This is a genomic window from Streptomyces sp. NPDC059785, assembly GCF_042732375.1.
GTDB lineage: Bacteria > Actinomycetota > Actinomycetes > Streptomycetales > Streptomycetaceae > Streptomyces.
Map to the genome: position 1 here is coordinate 23947 of NZ_JBHWHV010000008.1, position 15498 is coordinate 39444.

At 68.2% G+C, this 15498-nt stretch carries 12 protein-coding genes and 1 pseudogene; 10 read left to right on the plus strand and 3 right to left on the minus strand.

Translation table 11 applies throughout. From position 1 onward, the window contains the following. The first annotated feature begins 88 nt into the window (after window positions 1–88). A complete protein-coding gene (locus tag ACFV6E_RS08430; RefSeq protein ID WP_385159781.1) occupies window positions 89–1441 on the plus strand; it encodes a class I SAM-dependent RNA methyltransferase in 1353 nt (450 codons plus the stop codon). 336 nt (window positions 1442–1777) lie between these two features. Here ACFV6E_RS08430 and ACFV6E_RS08435 read toward each other — a convergent pair whose 3' ends face one another. After that, window positions 1778–4960 (minus strand): type ISP restriction/modification enzyme, encoded by a 3183-nt coding sequence (locus ACFV6E_RS08435; RefSeq protein ID WP_385460051.1) that lies wholly within the window; start codon window positions 4958–4960, stop codon window positions 1778–1780. 663 nt (window positions 4961–5623) lie between these two features. Between ACFV6E_RS08435 and ACFV6E_RS08440 the strand changes: the two genes are divergently transcribed. From ACFV6E_RS08440 to ACFV6E_RS08455, 4 genes are all read left to right on the plus strand, one after another. Beyond that, the gene (locus ACFV6E_RS08440; protein ID WP_385159816.1) at window positions 5624–6172 is read left to right on the plus strand and encodes a Uma2 family endonuclease; all 549 of its coding nucleotides are present in this window, start codon (window positions 5624–5626) and stop codon (window positions 6170–6172) included. A 681-nt stretch (window positions 6173–6853) separates the two neighbouring features. Then, window positions 6854–8686 (plus strand): DUF262 domain-containing protein, encoded by a 1833-nt coding sequence (locus ACFV6E_RS08445; protein ID WP_385460053.1) that lies wholly within the window; start codon window positions 6854–6856, stop codon window positions 8684–8686. 29 nt (window positions 8687–8715) lie between these two features. Next, complete coding sequence (locus tag ACFV6E_RS08450; protein WP_385159787.1) at window positions 8716–8970, plus strand: hypothetical protein; 255 nt, start codon at window positions 8716–8718, stop codon at window positions 8968–8970. After that, window positions 8907–9386: a protein kinase gene (locus tag ACFV6E_RS08455; protein WP_385159789.1), complete on the plus strand. Its 480-nt coding sequence runs from the start codon at window positions 8907–8909 to the stop codon at window positions 9384–9386. The genes ACFV6E_RS08450 and ACFV6E_RS08455 overlap by 64 nt, the downstream gene beginning before the upstream one ends. A gap of 566 nt (window positions 9387–9952) precedes the next feature. Here ACFV6E_RS08455 and ACFV6E_RS08460 read toward each other — a convergent pair. Continuing rightward, complete coding sequence (locus tag ACFV6E_RS08460) at window positions 9953–10156, minus strand: DUF397 domain-containing protein (protein ID WP_385159791.1); 204 nt, start codon at window positions 10154–10156, stop codon at window positions 9953–9955. Then, a complete protein-coding gene (locus ACFV6E_RS08465; RefSeq protein ID WP_385460055.1) occupies window positions 10153–11013 on the minus strand; it encodes a helix-turn-helix domain-containing protein in 861 nt (286 codons plus the stop codon). Before ACFV6E_RS08465 ends, ACFV6E_RS08460 begins: the two co-directional genes overlap by 4 nt. A 159-nt stretch (window positions 11014–11172) precedes the next feature. Here ACFV6E_RS08465 and ACFV6E_RS08470 point away from each other — a divergent pair, with 159 nt between their 5' ends. From ACFV6E_RS08470 to ACFV6E_RS08490, 5 genes and pseudogenes are all read left to right on the plus strand, one after another. Continuing rightward, the gene (locus tag ACFV6E_RS08470) at window positions 11173–11655 is read left to right on the plus strand and encodes an ATP-binding protein (protein ID WP_385460056.1); all 483 of its coding nucleotides are present in this window, start codon (window positions 11173–11175) and stop codon (window positions 11653–11655) included. A 425-nt stretch (window positions 11656–12080) separates the two neighbouring features. Further along, window positions 12081–12197, plus strand: a pseudogene (locus ACFV6E_RS08475) (DUF3696 domain-containing protein); the annotation flags it as partial. Between the two features lie 102 nt (window positions 12198–12299). Beyond that, window positions 12300–12464 (plus strand): hypothetical protein, encoded by a 165-nt coding sequence (locus ACFV6E_RS08480; protein WP_385159822.1) that lies wholly within the window; start codon window positions 12300–12302, stop codon window positions 12462–12464. A gap of 130 nt (window positions 12465–12594) precedes the next feature. Beyond that, a complete protein-coding gene (locus tag ACFV6E_RS08485) occupies window positions 12595–14235 on the plus strand; it encodes a TIGR02677 family protein (RefSeq protein ID WP_385460058.1) in 1641 nt (546 codons plus the stop codon). Further along, entirely contained in the window at window positions 14232–15491 is a 1260-nt protein-coding gene (locus ACFV6E_RS08490; RefSeq protein WP_385460060.1) for a TIGR02678 family protein, read from the plus strand. Before ACFV6E_RS08485 ends, ACFV6E_RS08490 begins: the two co-directional genes overlap by 4 nt. The last annotated feature ends 7 nt before the right edge of the window (window positions 15492–15498 follow it).

Below are 15498 nucleotides of genomic sequence, written 5' to 3' on the forward strand. Positions count from 1 at the left end.
CACGTAGACTGGTGGGCTGTTGTCCCGGGCCGTCCGCCCCGGACCGGTGTCCGGCCGTTCCCCCTTTCGCACCTGGAGTCACCCCGCCATGCAGGCAGAAGAGAAGAAGTCGCCGGCGGGGTCGCCGGTGAAGTCGCTGGTGGGGGAGGAGTACGAGGTCGAGGTCGGCCCCGTCGCCCACGGCGGGCACTGCGTCGCCCGTACGGCCGAGGGCCAGGTCCTCTTCGTCCGGCACGCGCTGCCCGGCGAGCGGGTCGTGGCCCGGGTGACGGAGGGCGAGGAGGGCGCGCGTTTCCTGCGCGCGGACGCGGTCACCGTCCTCGACGCCTCGAAGGACCGCATCGAGGCGCCCTGCCCGTACGCGGGCCCCGGCCGCTGCGGCGGCTGCGACTGGCAGCACGCGAAGCCGGGCGCGCAGCGCCGCCTCAAGGGCGAGGTGATCGCCGAGCAGCTCCAGCGGCTCGCGGGCCTCACCCCCGAGGACGTCGGCTGGGACGGCACCGTGATGCCTGCCGAGGGCGACAAGCTGCCGGCCGGCGAGGTGCCCGCGTGGCGCACCCGGGTGCAGTACGCGGTGGACGCGGACGGCAACGCGGGCCTGCGCCGTCACCGCTCCCACGAGGTCGAGCCGATCGAGCACTGCATGATCGCGGCGCCGGGCGTCAGCGAGCTGGGCATCGAGGGGCGGGACTGGTCCGGCATGGAGTCGGTCGAGGCGATCGCGGCGACGGGTTCCCAGGACCGCATGGTCATTCTGGAACCCCGGCCCGGCGCCCGGCTCCCACTCGTGGAACTGGACCGCCCGGTGTCGGTCATGCGGGTCGAGGAGAAGGACGGCGGGGTGCACCGCGTGCACGGCCGCGCGTTCGTGCGCGAGCGCGCGGACGGCCGGACGCACCGGGTCGGCAGCGGCGGCTTCTGGCAGGTCCACCCGAAGGCGGCCGACACCCTGGTCAAGGCCGTCATGCAGGGCCTGCTGCCGCGCAAGGGCGAGATGGCCCTCGACCTGTACTGCGGCGTCGGCCTCTTCGCGGGCGCCCTCGCCGACCGCCTCGGCGAGACGGGCGCGGTCCTCGGCATCGAGTCGGGCAAGCGGGCGGTGGAGGACGCCCGCCACAACCTGGCCTCCTTCGACCGCGTACGGATCGAGCAGGGCAAGGTCGAGTCGGTCCTTCCGCGCACGGGGATCACGGAGGTGGACCTGATCGTCCTGGATCCGCCGCGGGCGGGCGCGGGCAAGAAGACGGTGGAGCATCTTGCGTCGCTGGGGGCGCGGCGGATCGCTTACGTGGCCTGCGATCCGGCGGCGCTGGCCCGGGACTTGGGGTACTTCCGGGATGGGGGGTATCGGGTGCGGGTGCTGCGGGCGTTCGACTTGTTCCCGATGACGCATCATGTGGAGTGCGTGGCGATTTTGGAGCCTGCCGAGAAGAAGCGCTGACCTGCCGATTTGTCGATTTCTCAGGTTTCGAGTGGGTTGCGTCGACACGTTTCCGTGGGCGCACGACGCGAAGTGCGTCGCTTGCGGACAAATGCTCCTGAACTGCGGTTTCGTTCAGCGGCCGAAGGATCGCAGCGATGTACTCCGGCTTCCGTGGAGTCATCGCAGGACAGTCTCGACGCTCGCCTGACGCTCGTTCCGTCGGGTCGTCAGGTGTGTACGGGAGCCACGGTCAGGGGTATGCGGCACATGTGTTCGATGATCAGTGGACCGTTGCCGCTCAGCAGTTGTGTCCAGCGAACTGGGGTACGGGTGCGACCTGTACCTCTGCTTCGTTCACAGGTCGAATAGTGCGTCGCCCGCGTCCGATGTCGCCTTCAGCGCCTTGGTTGCCTCTGTGGGTACGGGGAGGATGCCCGCTGTGGTCAAGTCCGTCAACGTGATCAGTGGGCCCGCGCACACCTCGTTCAAAAGGTCGGCCTGTGCCCGCTCCTCGCGCACGAGCAGGCCGAGGACATTCAGCAGCTCCAGCAGTTCCGTGGTCCATGAGGGAAGCCAGCGCCGAGCGAACTCATGGTCCAGTTCGAGGCGCCGCTTGCCGGCGGGATTCCTCCGGCGGTAGCCGAACCACTTGTCGAGAACGTTCATCCCGGACACTTCGTACTCCCGGACCGCGCGAGGCACCGGACTGATCCGTCCACTGCCGACCCACAGGTCCTGTGTCACGGGGTCGTACGCCAGCTTCTCCGGCATGGCTTCCGCGTCGTCCGGAATCTCCGTAACACATCGGGGGCGGTCGCGCGGAAGCAGTACCCTGCCGTACGGCCTCCCGGCCGTCTCATCGGCGTACCGCTCGCCGTAGGTGTGCAGCCACAGGACTCGCCGGCCGATGGCAACCGCTCGCTCCCACAGGCAGAGGTCATTGGTGAGGGGTATCCGAGTGCCCGGGACTTCGAGGTCTTCCTGGAACCGAGCTGTGTACTCCGGGTGGGATGCGATCGCGGCGATGTAGGCCAGTAGGTCCTCGGCGACGACCGGAATGCCGAGCCGTTCGGCGAGCAGGTTCAGTAGACCGGGTGTGACATTGGGCAGCGTACCGGTGGCGTTGCGATAAAGAGGACGGGCGCAACCGCTGCGATTATTGAAGTAGTGCATGTCGGGAATGAGGGAGCTGAACACCAGTGCCGGTCCGTTGACCACCGGGTGGGCGTTCTGCTCGATGGTGTAGATCTGGCGGTGGCTGCGGACTCGCCAGAGGTCCGCTCTGCCGCGTTCCATCAAACGACTGTCCGGCAGGACATATTGTCGGTCGAACGAACGGAATCCGATGCGCACTGTTTGGACGTTTGCTCTGTGCTCGGTGGTGAGTGTTGTCCGTCCATGAGAATCGACCCCCGGCAGGGGTGGAACATTGTCATCAGGCGTTCGCTCGCCCGAGGATCCGAGCATCTCGGCACGCCGTTCGGTGTCCGCCGCGATAAAGCGCCGCCACCTTTCGTGGAGCGTGTCCTTGTCCGGTGCATAGACCCACATGCGCCCGGGAGTGACGCCACGCGACGACCAAGGCATCACGTCTCTCAACCGCGGGCAGGACTCCCACAAATCGCTGCCAGGTGGCAGGAAGGCATCCGTCTCGCCCGTGGCACACACGCGCCATTCAGGGTCGTTGAGCTTGAGGGTCGTCAGGCGTTCGATTTTCTCGTCTCTGCGACCCCCGACCTTGAGGTGTCTTACCTGTGCGGCCTGCCGGTCTGTCTGCGGCCTCGATCTGTCCCGCCATCGCACAAAGATCGCGATGCACAGCTCCTGGGCGACCTCGGGGAAGATACGGGTCGCGACATCTGCGCGGTGGCCCTCCGGCGACAGGTCGATGATCCAGCCCTCGTCGGCGGTTTCTCGCAGGTAGCGCCGCATTCCGTTGAACGCCCGCCCCTTGAGCCAGGCCTTCGGCGTGATCAGGGCGACGACACCGAAGGGCGCGTCGTCGTGCGCGTCGAAGACCTTCCAGGTGGCCCAGCGCCAGAAATAGACGTACAGGTTGGCGATCTTCGACTCGTACCTGCCATTACCGGGCTGACGGAAGACCCCCAGCGGGGCGGGGATGTCCGCCTCGGGTTCCCCTCGTTCCACCCACTTGCCGGCGCCACGACGCACAGCGTCATGAGGCGGGTTGCCCATGACGACCATGACACGCTCGTCCCGCTTGACCTGGTTAGCCTGGCGGCGGGATTCGGCGAGCGCCCGGTAGGTATGAGGTATCCAATTGAACTCGGCTGTCGGGCTGTCCAGAGCATCAGCCACGAGCAGCCTGAGGCCCTGAGAGGGGGCCGCGGACCCGTACTGCTTGAGCATGGCGTGCATGCGCAGTTCTGCGACGGCGAATGGACCGACCTGCATCTCGAAACCGACCAGCCGACGCCCCACCATCTCTCGCAGGCGTGGACCCACCGCGCCCGGGCCCTCTTCCTCGGCGATAGTCTCGGCGGCGAGCTCCAGTGCCGACAGCAGAAAAGTACCTGTGCCCATGGCCGGATCGACGAGGACCACATCGGGAGAAGCGAAGCCGGACGGAATACGGAATCCCTCCCGTCTCAGGACGTCCTCGACCAACCTGGCCATGGCCGAGACGACACCACGCGGTGTGTAGTACGAACCGGTGCGTATCCGCAGATCCGGATCGTAGATATGAAGGAAGTGCTCGTAGAGCAGGAAATAGGCGTCGCCCGTTCCGTCGTCCAGCACGTCCCATCTGACCGCGCCGATGACGCGGAGCAGTGTGTTGAGTGTTGTGGACAATTCAGCGACCGAGTCTCCGGCAAGGACGTCCAGTGCCTGGCCCATCAGCGAATGTTTCTTGCCCAACTTCGTGGCGATGCCGTGCATGGTCTCGCCCTCGAAGGTGATCTCCTCCACCCGAGCGAGCAAAAGGGCGAACACGACGGCTTGACCGTACTGTTCGACGAACTCGGCGTCGGTCGCCTCCGGGAACAGCAGGTGCCGCCAGTCCTTGGCTACTTTTGTGAAGGCTGGCGGACGGCGTCGGCTCTTTTCCTGTGCTATCGCCTCGCCAACCTCTTCCGACAGAAGCTGGCAAAGATCAGCGACTGCTCGGATGAGCTGACTCGTGGTGCGGGGTGTCTGCGGCGCCCAGGTCAGAAAGTCGTACAGCACCCGCGCAAGCGCCCCGTCGGCGGGAGCGAGCCGCGCGCCAGAGGCGAGGACCGAGCCGCGCATATAGGCTACTTCGCCAACCTGCTGGCCCTGCTGGTGAACAGAGAACTCGTTCCCGTCACAGAGCAGTACATTGTTCAGTAGCCGCAGTTTCGCCCACTGTTCGGCGTTATGGCCTGTGTAGACGGACGGGTCGGCCTTAGTGCCTGGCTTCTTGAGCTCGATATAACCGACGAGAGCGCCGTTGACCTCAACCGCATAGTCAGGGCGGGCTCCCATGTCGACGAGCGGCACCTCGCCGATGAGGGTGACGTCCAGACCGAGGCCACGGCACACGGACCGGATCATGTTCTCCAGCGGTCCCCGGAGCTGGTCCTCCTGCCACCCGCTACCTCTCAGCTTCGGCGTGACCTCCGCTCCGAACGTGGACACAGCGGCTTGCACTGCCTGGTCGAAGCTGCCATAGATGCTGCGTCGGGCCCTCATACCGCCCCACCCCCCCAGGTGGGCAGATCAGGCCGACGCCAGGTCGGTGCGGCGATCTGCCGCACCTTGCTCCTGTCGGAGCCGGACTTCATTCCGGCCCTCGCTGTTCCACATGACCGTAGGAGGGGAGCGTGGGGCGCAAGAAGAGTGCATAACAGGGCGCACAGAGGCGCGTAGGCACGTAAGGCGCGCCATCTGGACGCCACGCCACACCCCTGGTCGGACATGGCTGCCCTGTGACGCGTGCTGTTCGCGGACCAGACGATGGCGGCGCAGGGCTCTTGTGCAGCCTGACCGCACGGCTCATCCGGACGCGTACGTACCAGGCGGCTTTGAGGCAGGGAACGTTCGTGTAGGCCCGTACCACTGAAGAGGTGGACAGTTCAGGTTCTGCTCACCGTGCGGCGGCATCAAATAGGCTGTCGACCGACGCGTGGCCCGTGTCCGCATTCCAGGATCAAAGGCCCCCTGACCATCTACTGAAGGCGTGTGGAGGAAGCCGTGACCGCCGAACTTCCCGACTGGATGATCCCACCCAGGCCGAGTGGCTGGGAGGCGGACGACCTCGACCACCTTCCTCAAGCGCCGCGGCACACCGAACTCATCGACGGAGCCCTAATCTTCATGATGTCGCCGCAGCGGTCGTGGCACTCCCGGCTCGTGGAAAACCTCACCTTCGCCCTGCGGCAGGCAGCTCCCGCGGGCTTCGAGGCTGAGCGTGAGATGACGGTCCGCCTCGACCGGAAGAGCCGGCCCGAGCCCGACATCCTGGTCTCCACCGCCGCATACGATCCTGACCGCACCTGGTACGCGCCCGAGGAGATCGCCCTTGTCGTCGAGGTCGTCTCGGAGGAGTCTGCGGACCGTGACCGGTCCATGAAACCCTTCAAGTACGCCAAGGCCGCGATCACGCACTTCTGGCGCATCGAGGACGAGGCCAGAGCGCCCACCGTTCACACCTACGAACTCGATGCCATGACGAGTTCCTATGTGCCTACCGGCATCCATCGAGGCAGGCTGAAAGTCTCTGTCCCGTTCGCCCTCGACATCGATCTCGATGCCCTCGTGCCGTGAGCTTGGTCTCGGGCCGGGGCCTCCGGGACCCGCGACCAGGATGTTCCGTCGGCGCAGTGCTGTTTGTCGCCCCGAAGTGGTAACGGCGGTCCGAAGCCTGCAAAGAGTGTGCCTGTCTGCCTTGGCAGACGGACCGCACCACCCCGCGCGCTGACGCCACGCGGCATGGCGAAGCCCGGTCGCACGTGAGGCTCGGCGATCCTGTTCTGGCCATGCGCGATCAGTGTGATGCCCATGCGTGCGGCCATCCTGTGCAGCAGCTCCTCCACGGGGGCGGTCAGGCTCTCCTCGTTGCTGCTGGCTCGTCCCCCTGGCGACGGTGGGCCGGCGAGCCGCATCGACGCACAGGGGCAGGCTTTGGCCGCTGCCGATCTCTGCGCCCGCGTCAGCCGCTGCCGCGAGCGCAGGTGCGCTGCCAGACTGTGTCGCCGTCCGCAGCAACCGGGTCAATGGCTGAGCCGGCTTCCTCGCGAGATGAGTTGCGACGGCTGTTCGAAGTGGCCGAAGCGCCTCCTTGCAGTCCCTCTGATGCGTGTCACTGGCAGTCGATATTGTGTCCCGTCAGACGCGTGCTAGGTGGGGGAACATCATGGGGCTGGCGAACGACAAGATCATTTCTCAGGTGGAGAACCTGCTGCCGGCGGGGTCGTCATCCCTTCCATCCAGCGGGACTTCGTGTGGATGCGGCCCGATGTCCGTGACCTCTTCGACTCGCTCTACCGGGGTTATCCGGTCGGTGCCCTGCTGCTGTGGAAGACCAACCTGACCGTTCCCTTCAAGACCGCTGCCGTCGTTCAGACCGCCAAGTCGCAGCACCAGCCCCTCTATTTGCTCGACGGCCAGCAGCGGCTGACGTCCCTCGCGTGGGTGTACAGACCCGAGTCGAAGGCCGACGGTCGTCTCATCGATCTGCGCTTCGACGTGCGTACCGAGGAGTTCGTCAATCCGAGCGCCATTCAGCGCAAGGATCCGCTGCTGTTCCCCGTCTCGGTGCTGTTGCAGGAGAGCGTGCAGTTCTACCAAGTCCTGGTCGACGCCGGAGTGCCGCTCACGGACCCCGACTTCGCCGCGTGGACGCACCGGCTGCAAAAGGTGAACAACATCCGGCATCACCAGATCGCCGTCATCACCTACGAGTCCGATGACTACGAAGAGGTCGCCGAACTCTTCGCCCGGCTGAACAAAGGCGGCCGGCGACTGTCCAAGGGCGATCTCGTGTACAGCGCCATCGCGGCTCGGTGGTCCGACGGTCTGGAGACCATGGACGCGTTCCACCAGGAACTGCAGGACAGCAACTTCCCGCTGAACAGAGAGGCTGTCCTGCGTCTCATGAGCCTGCTCGCGGGTACTGGCGCACACCACATCAAGCTCATCGGCGGGGAGGTGGACGAAGCCGCGCTGAAGGACGCCTGGCAGGCCACCGAGACGGCGTTGCGCCTCGCCATCGACTTCTTGCGGGGAGAGTGCTCGATTCCCCGCTCCGAGATCCTCTCCTCCCCCAACCTCACCATCGTGCCCGCACTCCTGTTGCACGACAGGGCGGGCAAACTACGTCCGGGCGAGGCCCAGTTGCTGCGTCGATGGGTCTATACGGCGATGGCCTTCAGCCACTACTCGTTGCAGGTGGAAGGCAAGCTGGATGCGGAGGCAAGGCTGATCCGAGCGCGTGGCGGTGAGGATCTGTTCGTCGAACTCATCCGCCGCGCCTCCGGCCCCCGCTCCGCGGACAGCCCTCTTCACCCCAGGGACATGGAGCAGAAGTACTCCACGCACCCCTTCTTCAGGCTGCTCTACATCGCCGCTTTGCGGACGCAGGCGCGAGACTGGGCGACCAACATCGCCATCAATGACCAGCCGATGAACACCGGCGCGAAGATTGAATTCCACCATGTGTTCCCGCGCGCCCGGGTCCAGGCGGCCTATGCCAAGGAGGAGTGGAACAGTCTGGCCAACCTGGCTTTCATTACCGGTCAGACGAACAAGATGATCTCGTCCCGGTTGCCCGACGAGTACATGCCGGGCGTCGCTCGCGAGCGTCTGGACGAACAGTGGATCCCCCGCGATCCGGAGTTGCGTTCGGTCGACCGGTTCCCCGACTTCCTGGCCGCGCGCAGAGGCCTGCTGGCCAATGTCCTCAACGAACTGCTGGGCCTTCCCGCATACGCGGGGCAGGCCGCCCACCAGGACACCGATGAGCTGCCTGCCGACGAGGCCGTGATCGCCGAAGACCGGGCCGCACCCACGCTCGTCGGAGCAGAGGTCCAAGATCTCCGCACGGAACAGGGCGTCGAGATCCACGCGACCTACGAGGGCAGACGCACCCACGCCTACTACGATCCCTCGTCCCGCATCGTGACAATCCCCGCCGGCCCAGGCCGGGGCGAGTACGAGTCGCCCAGCGGGGCGGCAGTGGCCGTGGTGCGAGCCCTCAACCCACAAGTGAACCCGAACCGCAACGGCTGGTCGTTCTGGACGGTCACCGCCACGGGGAATCTGTTGCAAAGCATCCGTTAGCGGGGCTGGCGTGCCACAGCCTCAAAACGGTGCACGGGCCGTTCATCGCGTCCTTCGTTGCCGCGGACGCCCACGCGGAGCGTCCCTGGCTGGCCGTCGAGTTCGTCCACGGCCCCGACCTCCAGGCCCATGTTGCCGAGCGCGGCCCGCTGCCGCTCGTCGAGACGGCCAGTCCCGGGGCGCTGCTCGCCGAAGGACTCGGCACCGTACACGAGCGGGATTGCTGCTGCACCGCGATCTCCAGCCGCAGAACATCCTGCTCGCCCCGTCCGGCCCCAAGCTGATCGACTTCGGACTCGCGGTGCTGGCCGAGCACCGCTCGACGCTGACCGCTACCGGTGTGGTGGTGGGCTCCGTGCTGTGTATGCCGCCGGAGCAGACCCAGGGTGGGCAGCACCTCGGGCGGGCGGCCGATGTCTACGCTGTGGGCGCCGTCCTGCTGTACGCGGCCACCGGCCACTATCCGTACACCGGCCCGAGCTGGCAGGCGATCGCCCGCCGGATCGAGGATTCGTCCGTCCCACCGGACCTGAGCGGCCTGCCGCCCCGAGCTGGAATCGCTGCTCTCCGCGATGCTCGCCCTGGATCCCGCCGACCGTCCGGCGCTGCCCCAGGTCACCGAGCGGCTCGTGCGCGTCATTGCGGGGCAGGGGCTGACCGCCGTACGGGCCAAGCGCCGGCTGGCGGCGCTCACTCCTGAGGTCGCCCTGCCCGAGCCGCCGCTGCCGCCCAGGCTTCCGGGGGTTCAGGAGACGCGGCCCGGTTTCATCCCGGCCGTGGTGGATGTCGCCGTGCGTGAGGACGACGAGGTTCCACCGCCGAGGGAGGCACCTCCAGGGGAGCAGCCCGGGGAGCCGGGGCGGGGGACAGGGGCGGGGCCTCGGAGGGTGACGTGCCTTCCGACGGAAGCGAGGCCGCTTCCTCCGTGCCATCCGCTCCGCCCGGCCGGGTGTCCGGCTCTCCGCCCCGCTGCGGATCGCCGAGGCGCTGCGGGCGGCGTACGCGAGCGACGCCCGCTTCTGACACGCAGCGGGTTTCACGAGCGGCGCCACTCGCGAAACCCGCCACCCCGCTTCCCGGACAGCAACGGCGAACACCCCAACCCTCAGCGGGCTACACCGCCCCTTCTACAAAGTGTGAGAAGGAGATGCGGGCCGCGCACGCCGTCTTTGCGGAGCGGTTGAGCAAGGCACAGTAGGAGAAGTGGGTGTAACAGAAGCGCCCCGCCTGGACCCTCCAAGCGGGGCACTCACGGATGCGGCGGCATCAGTCCCGCTGCGCGTACGAGATGAAGTGCCGCCAAGTCGCGGAGGTGACGGCGAGCTGCGGGCTCCGCCGCAGCTTCGAGTCCCGTACGTGGACCGTCTCGGTTGCCTCCGCTGCCGCCCCGGACATCGCCACCTCGACACAACTGTCACCGTCGGAGCCGCTGTAGCTGCTCTTGAACCAGGCCAGTTCGGACGTGCTCATAGCGCTCCTCGCATTCGCTTCAACAGGCCCTTGGAGTCCTCGGGAGTGAGGGCCTGTGAGCGCAGTCTCGCATAGCGCTGGAGCATGATGCTGACCTCTTTGGGGTCCGTGACCAGCAGACCGCCGCGCTGTCCTTCGGCGTACCCGTACCACTTGTTCTCGGGCGTCTCCAGCATCTGCAATGGTCCGTCGAACCCGGCATGATCCGGCTGCACCAGCGGCATCATCTGCAACTCGATGTTGAACTGCCCGGCCCGCTCCAGTAGATGGTCGATCAGCGCTCGTGTCGCCTCAGGGCCACCGGTGCGGCGCTCGATCAGCGCCTGCTCGATGATGAAACTGAAGGTGATCGCCGGCCGTCGCTGGAAGAGCCTCTGGCGTTCCACGCGCGCGACCACCTGCTGGTCGACCTGTTCGTCGTCCTTGACCGGCGGGACGCTGACGGTCACGGCCCGCGCGTACGCCTCCGTCTGCAGTAAGCCCGGAATGACTCGGCACTCGTACGTCCACAGAGTCACCGCCTCAGCCTCGAACCGAGCCCACTGCCGGAACCAACTGGCCAACCCCGGCTGCCGCGACAGATGCCGCGCCGCACCCCGCAGCGTTCCGAACGCGTCCAGTGTTTCCTCCGCCCGCTCCACGAAATCTGGTTGCGGGAAGCGGCGGCCCTGTTCGATCTTGGCTACCGTCTGGACCGAGTACGGGACCAGGTCCGCGAACTCCTCCTGGGTCAGGCCCGCCCGTCTGCGGAAGGCCTTGAAGACCTCGCCGAACGTCCTGAGGCTGTCCGACACCTCCGGCTCACCGCCGCCCGACGACCCGCCCGTGCAGCCCGTAACACCCGTACCGTCCGCCATGCGAGGACACCTCCCGTGCGTCTGCCCCGCCAACCCCGTCCGCCCCGGTCATGGTTACGGTCCGTAGCCGCCCCTGTCCACCTGCCGTACTCGTACTCTCACCCAGAGTGCTAGTCGATGACCTGGCGCGCGGCGCTCGGCGCCGGGGAGTTTGAGATCATGACGCCAAGTCCCGCCCGGCACATGCCGGTCACCGTACGTATGTTCACGCAGCGCTTCAGCTCCACCCCGCGTGGCGCCCACCTGGCCCGCCACCTCGCCGTGCACCGGCTGCACGACTGGGGTGTCCCGTACGGCTGCGACGTCTCGGACGTCGCCGCGCTCATCGTCGCCGAGCTGGCCGCCAACGCCGTCACCCACGGCCGCGTCCCCGGACGTGACTTCGAGATGGGGCTTGGGCTCGACGGCCGCACGCTGCGGATCGACGTGTCGGATTCGCGCGGCGAGTACCGTCCCGCCGGGCCGGGCGACCTCGCCTCCCCGGAGGCCGGGACGGTCGGCGGCCGGGGGCTGCTGCTCGTGGAGGCGCTGGCCGACCGGTGGGCCGTCCTCGACCGGCTGCCCGTCGGCAAGACGGTCCGTGCGGAACTGGACCTGCCGATCTGGATCTGCCGCGCTGACGTGGGTGCCCGCCGTCTATAGGCTGGATGACGGCCTTGGCTGGACCGAGGTCGTCAGCGGCGGGCCGGCGGAGGCGACGGGGAGTCATGGCAGGGCTTGAGGACAGCGGCGGCGGGCGGGCGACCGGGTCGCGCGGGCGGGATGTCGGATTCCGGCGCTACCAGTTCCCGCCGGAGGACGTCGACCTGCTCCATCCCGGACTCTTCCCTCCCTGCACGGTCCCGTGGAAGTCGGTGGCGACGGGCTGCCCACCGGTGTGGAGCTGGAGCAGCCCGCCGACGAGGAAGGCGTGGAGGGCGATAGGGGCGCGAGTGACCCCGACGAGATCTCCGCTCCCTTCCGGCCCGAGAGCATCAAGATCGAGACCCAGGCGACCACGGTCGACCTGCTCCTCTCCCGGCTGCGGGAGAGGATGATCGACCTCGCGCCCAACTTACTTCCGGGGCGGTCCCACGGGCAGCGAGGTGACCAGCCCCCGTATCGACCGCGACGGGCCGCTCGACCAGTGGCCCGAGGGTTTTTTCGACGAAGTCGAGAACACCCTGGACGAGCTGCTGGCCTGAACCGAAGCGCCATCTACCATCAGCACGCGCTCCAGTGAGCCGGCCGGGGGGCCTGTGCCTGAGTGCGGACGACATCACGGAGGGGGAAACGTCGCGGTCTGCGTGCCGACGAACGAGAAGGCCGACGAGGTGGTGGCGCGGCTCGGCAGGCGCGGGATCCGCTCCCTGCTGTTCGTCGCCGCGACCAGAGCACGGGACGCGCTCACGATCTCCTGGTACGGCGATCCCAGCCGGTTCCTGAGGCCGCTGGGAGTGACGAGGCGCTGAACCACGGTTTCCGCGCGTTCGACGCCATGAATCCCCGCCGTGTACGGCGGCGGGGGCCAATGACCTCAATCCTTGAGGATCGGACATCAGGCCCAGACGGTGGGTGCGAGTCCGGAACAATGGAATGACGATGACCTCCTCTTCGACCTCTCACATTTCCCCGACGTCCTCGACCGTCGTCCCAGCCCCGGCCCACTACACCCCCTTCGCCCACCTCACCGCCCCCAATGCCGCCCTCTACCGGCAGGTGATGCGGACGTTCCTCGTCGCCAAGGAGCGGTTCGCCGTGCATCTGCGGCCCGAGGACGTGTACGCGGCCCTGGACGCCACGTCGCGGCCGGCCGATGTCGAGGCGGTCGCGAAGGCGCTGGACAGTCTCGTCGGCTGGGGGAATCTGCGCGCCGACCCCGACCACGCCCGGGTGACCGCCGTCGAGGACTTCTACCGGCGGCGGTTCATCTATCAGCTCACCCGGGCCGGTGAGGCCGCCGAGGTGGCGCTCGGCACGTACGACGAGGTGCTGGGACGGCGCGGGGAGCTCCAGGCCGTCGCGCTGCACGACATCGTCACGCAGTTGAGGGCGCTGCTGGTGATCGCGGCGGAGGACGAGCCCGACCCGGCGAAGGCGTACGTCGCGCTGTCCGTGCTGACCGCGCGCTTCACCGACCTCGCGGACAACGCCCGTGCCTTCATGGGGTCGCTCCAGCGCACCATCGACCTGCACGACATCGAGGTCGAGGTGTTCCTCGCGTACAAGGACCGGCTGATCCAGTACCTGGAGCGGTTCATCCAGGATCTGATCACCCTGGGTGGACGCATCGCGCTGCTGATCGGGGAGCTGGAGGATCAGGGCCGGGTGGGGCCGCTGCTGCGGCTCGCCGCCGGACGGGAGGCCGCCGACGCCGCTCCTGAGGAGGCCGAGCACGCCGAGGCCGCGGCGTACGAGAGGTGGGCCGGACGGTGGTCCGGGCTCGCGCAGTGGTTCGTGTCGGAGGAGGGGCGGGAGTCGCAGGCCCGGCTGCTGCGGGGACGGGCGCTCGGGGCGATTCCGCAGCTTCTCGCCGTCGTGCGGCAGTTGAACGAGCGGCGGGCCGGGCGTTCGGACCGGTCGGCCGACTTCCGTACACTGGCGCGCTGGTTCGCCCAGGCGCCGGACGATGCCGCGCGGCACCGGCTGTGGCGGGTGGCGTTCGGGCTGTACTCGTCCCGGCATCTCACCGTGGATGCCGACACCCTCGCCGAGCGGACGGCCGCGCCGGAGCCCGCCTCGACGCCGTGGGGCGAGGCGCGTCCCCTGCGCATCAGTCCTCAGCTGCGCCGCACCGGAAGCTATGAGCGGCGTGGCAAGCCTCGTCGGGTGGCCGACCGCGGCGAGGCGAAGCGCAGGCTCGCCGAGATCGCCGCCCGGCAGGCGGGGGAGGTCCGGGAGGCGCGGGAACGGCTGGCGACGGGCGGGCCGGTGCGGTTGTCCAGGCTGGGGGATCTCGATCCGGCCGCCTTCCGGTTGTTCCTGGGGCTGCTCGGTGATGCGCTCGCCACCTGGCGGCCGGGGATGACGACCACCGTGGCGACCAGCGGGGACGGCTCGATGGAGATCCGGCTGACCGCTCTCGACGACGGTTCGACCGCCGAGGTGCGTACCCCCGAGGGGGTGTTCAGCGGGCCCGACCATCTGATCGACATCATCGACCTCACGGAGGAGGTCCGGTTCGGTCCGCCCGTCGCTCCCGCGCTCGCCTCGGCCGCGGGCACTGAGGCGGTGGAGCGGTGACCGGGCCCCTCGCCGAGATCCTCGACGGGCAGCGCGAGGCCGAACTCCAGCGGGCCGCGCGGGCCCTGCTCAAGGAGCCGCTGCTCACCGCCGACGGGCCGCACGCCGACGAGTTCCGGCTGGTGCGCAGACACGCCGCCGAACTGCGCGGGTGGTTCGAGCGCAACGTCGGCTGGGCGCTGCGCACCGACGCCGACGCGGCGCGGTTGCGCAAGACACCCGGCACGCTCACCGAGGCCACGCATCCCGCCCGCGAGGCCGCCAGGGCCGCCCTGCCCTTCACCCGCCGCCGCTACGTTCTGCTCTGCCTCACGCTGGCCGCGCTGGAGCGGGGTGAGGCGCAGGTGGCGCTCGGCCGGCTCGCCGAACACGTCGTGCTCGCCGCCGCCGACCCCGAACTCGTCGCCGCCGGAATCACCTTCACCCTGGAGCGGCGCGACGAACGCCTCGACCTGGCGGCCGTCGTACGACTGCTGCTGCGGGTGGGAGTGCTGCGGAGGGTGGCGGGCGAGGAGGAGGCTTACGTCAGCGGATCGGGAGACGTGCTGTACGACGTACGGCGGCGCGTGCTGGCCGGGATGCCGGCCACCCTGCGCGGCCCCTCCCTCGTCGAATCCGAGGACTTCGAGGAACGCCTGGTGGAGATGACGGCGCAGACCGCTCTCGACAGCGACGAGCTGAGGTTCCGCGCGATCCGCTGGAAGCTCACCCGTCGTCTTCTCGACGATCCGGTGCTCTACTACGACGACCTGACCGACGACGAACTGGCCTACCTCACCCGGCAGCGCGGCTTCATCACCGCGCGGATCGGCGAACTGACCGGGCTGGTGGCCGAGGTGCGTGCCGAGGGCATCGCCATGGTCGACCCCTTGGACGACCTCACGGACGTACGGATGCCGGAGCAGGGCACGCACGGACACGTCACCCTGCTGCTCGCCCAGCACCTGGCGCGGGCCGATCGGCCCGTCACGCCGGCGGAGCTGGCCTCGCACGTGCGTGGACTCGCCGTGGAACACGGTGGCTTCTGGTCCAAGTCGGCCAGGGAGCCGGGTGCCGAGCCGGTGCTCGTGGAACAGGCTCTGGTGAAACTGGAGGCGCTGGGGCTCGCCGAGCGCACCGAACGGGGTGTCGTACCGCGACCGGCCCTTTCGCGGTACGCGGTCGGCGATGTCGTCGTCCGTGCACCAAGGGGCGCTGCTCCCGGTACTCCGGGACCGCCCGGCGGAACCCCGCCACGCCATCGGACACGATCCTGAAGGACGA

Excerpts from the sequence above, each read along its gene's own strand:
- ACFV6E_RS08445 (WP_385460053.1), top strand. The coding sequence starts at position 6,854 with ATGCGGCCCGATGTCCGTGACCTCTTCGACTCGCTCTACCGGGGTTAT.
- ACFV6E_RS08460 (WP_385159791.1), bottom strand. The coding sequence starts at position 10,156 with ATGAGCACGTCCGAACTGGCCTGGTTCAAGAGCAGCTACAGCGGCTCC.
- ACFV6E_RS08430 (WP_385159781.1), top strand. The coding sequence starts at position 89 with ATGCAGGCAGAAGAGAAGAAGTCGCCGGCGGGGTCGCCGGTGAAGTCG.
- ACFV6E_RS08470 (WP_385460056.1), top strand. The coding sequence starts at position 11,173 with ATGACGCCAAGTCCCGCCCGGCACATGCCGGTCACCGTACGTATGTTC.
- ACFV6E_RS08485 (WP_385460058.1), top strand. The coding sequence starts at position 12,595 with ATGACCTCCTCTTCGACCTCTCACATTTCCCCGACGTCCTCGACCGTC.
- ACFV6E_RS08440 (WP_385159816.1), top strand. The coding sequence starts at position 5,624 with ATGATCCCACCCAGGCCGAGTGGCTGGGAGGCGGACGACCTCGACCAC.
- ACFV6E_RS08435 (WP_385460051.1), bottom strand. The coding sequence starts at position 4,960 with ATGATCCGGTCCGTGTGCCGTGGCCTCGGTCTGGACGTCACCCTCATC.
- ACFV6E_RS08465 (WP_385460055.1), bottom strand. The coding sequence starts at position 11,013 with ATGGCGGACGGTACGGGTGTTACGGGCTGCACGGGCGGGTCGTCGGGC.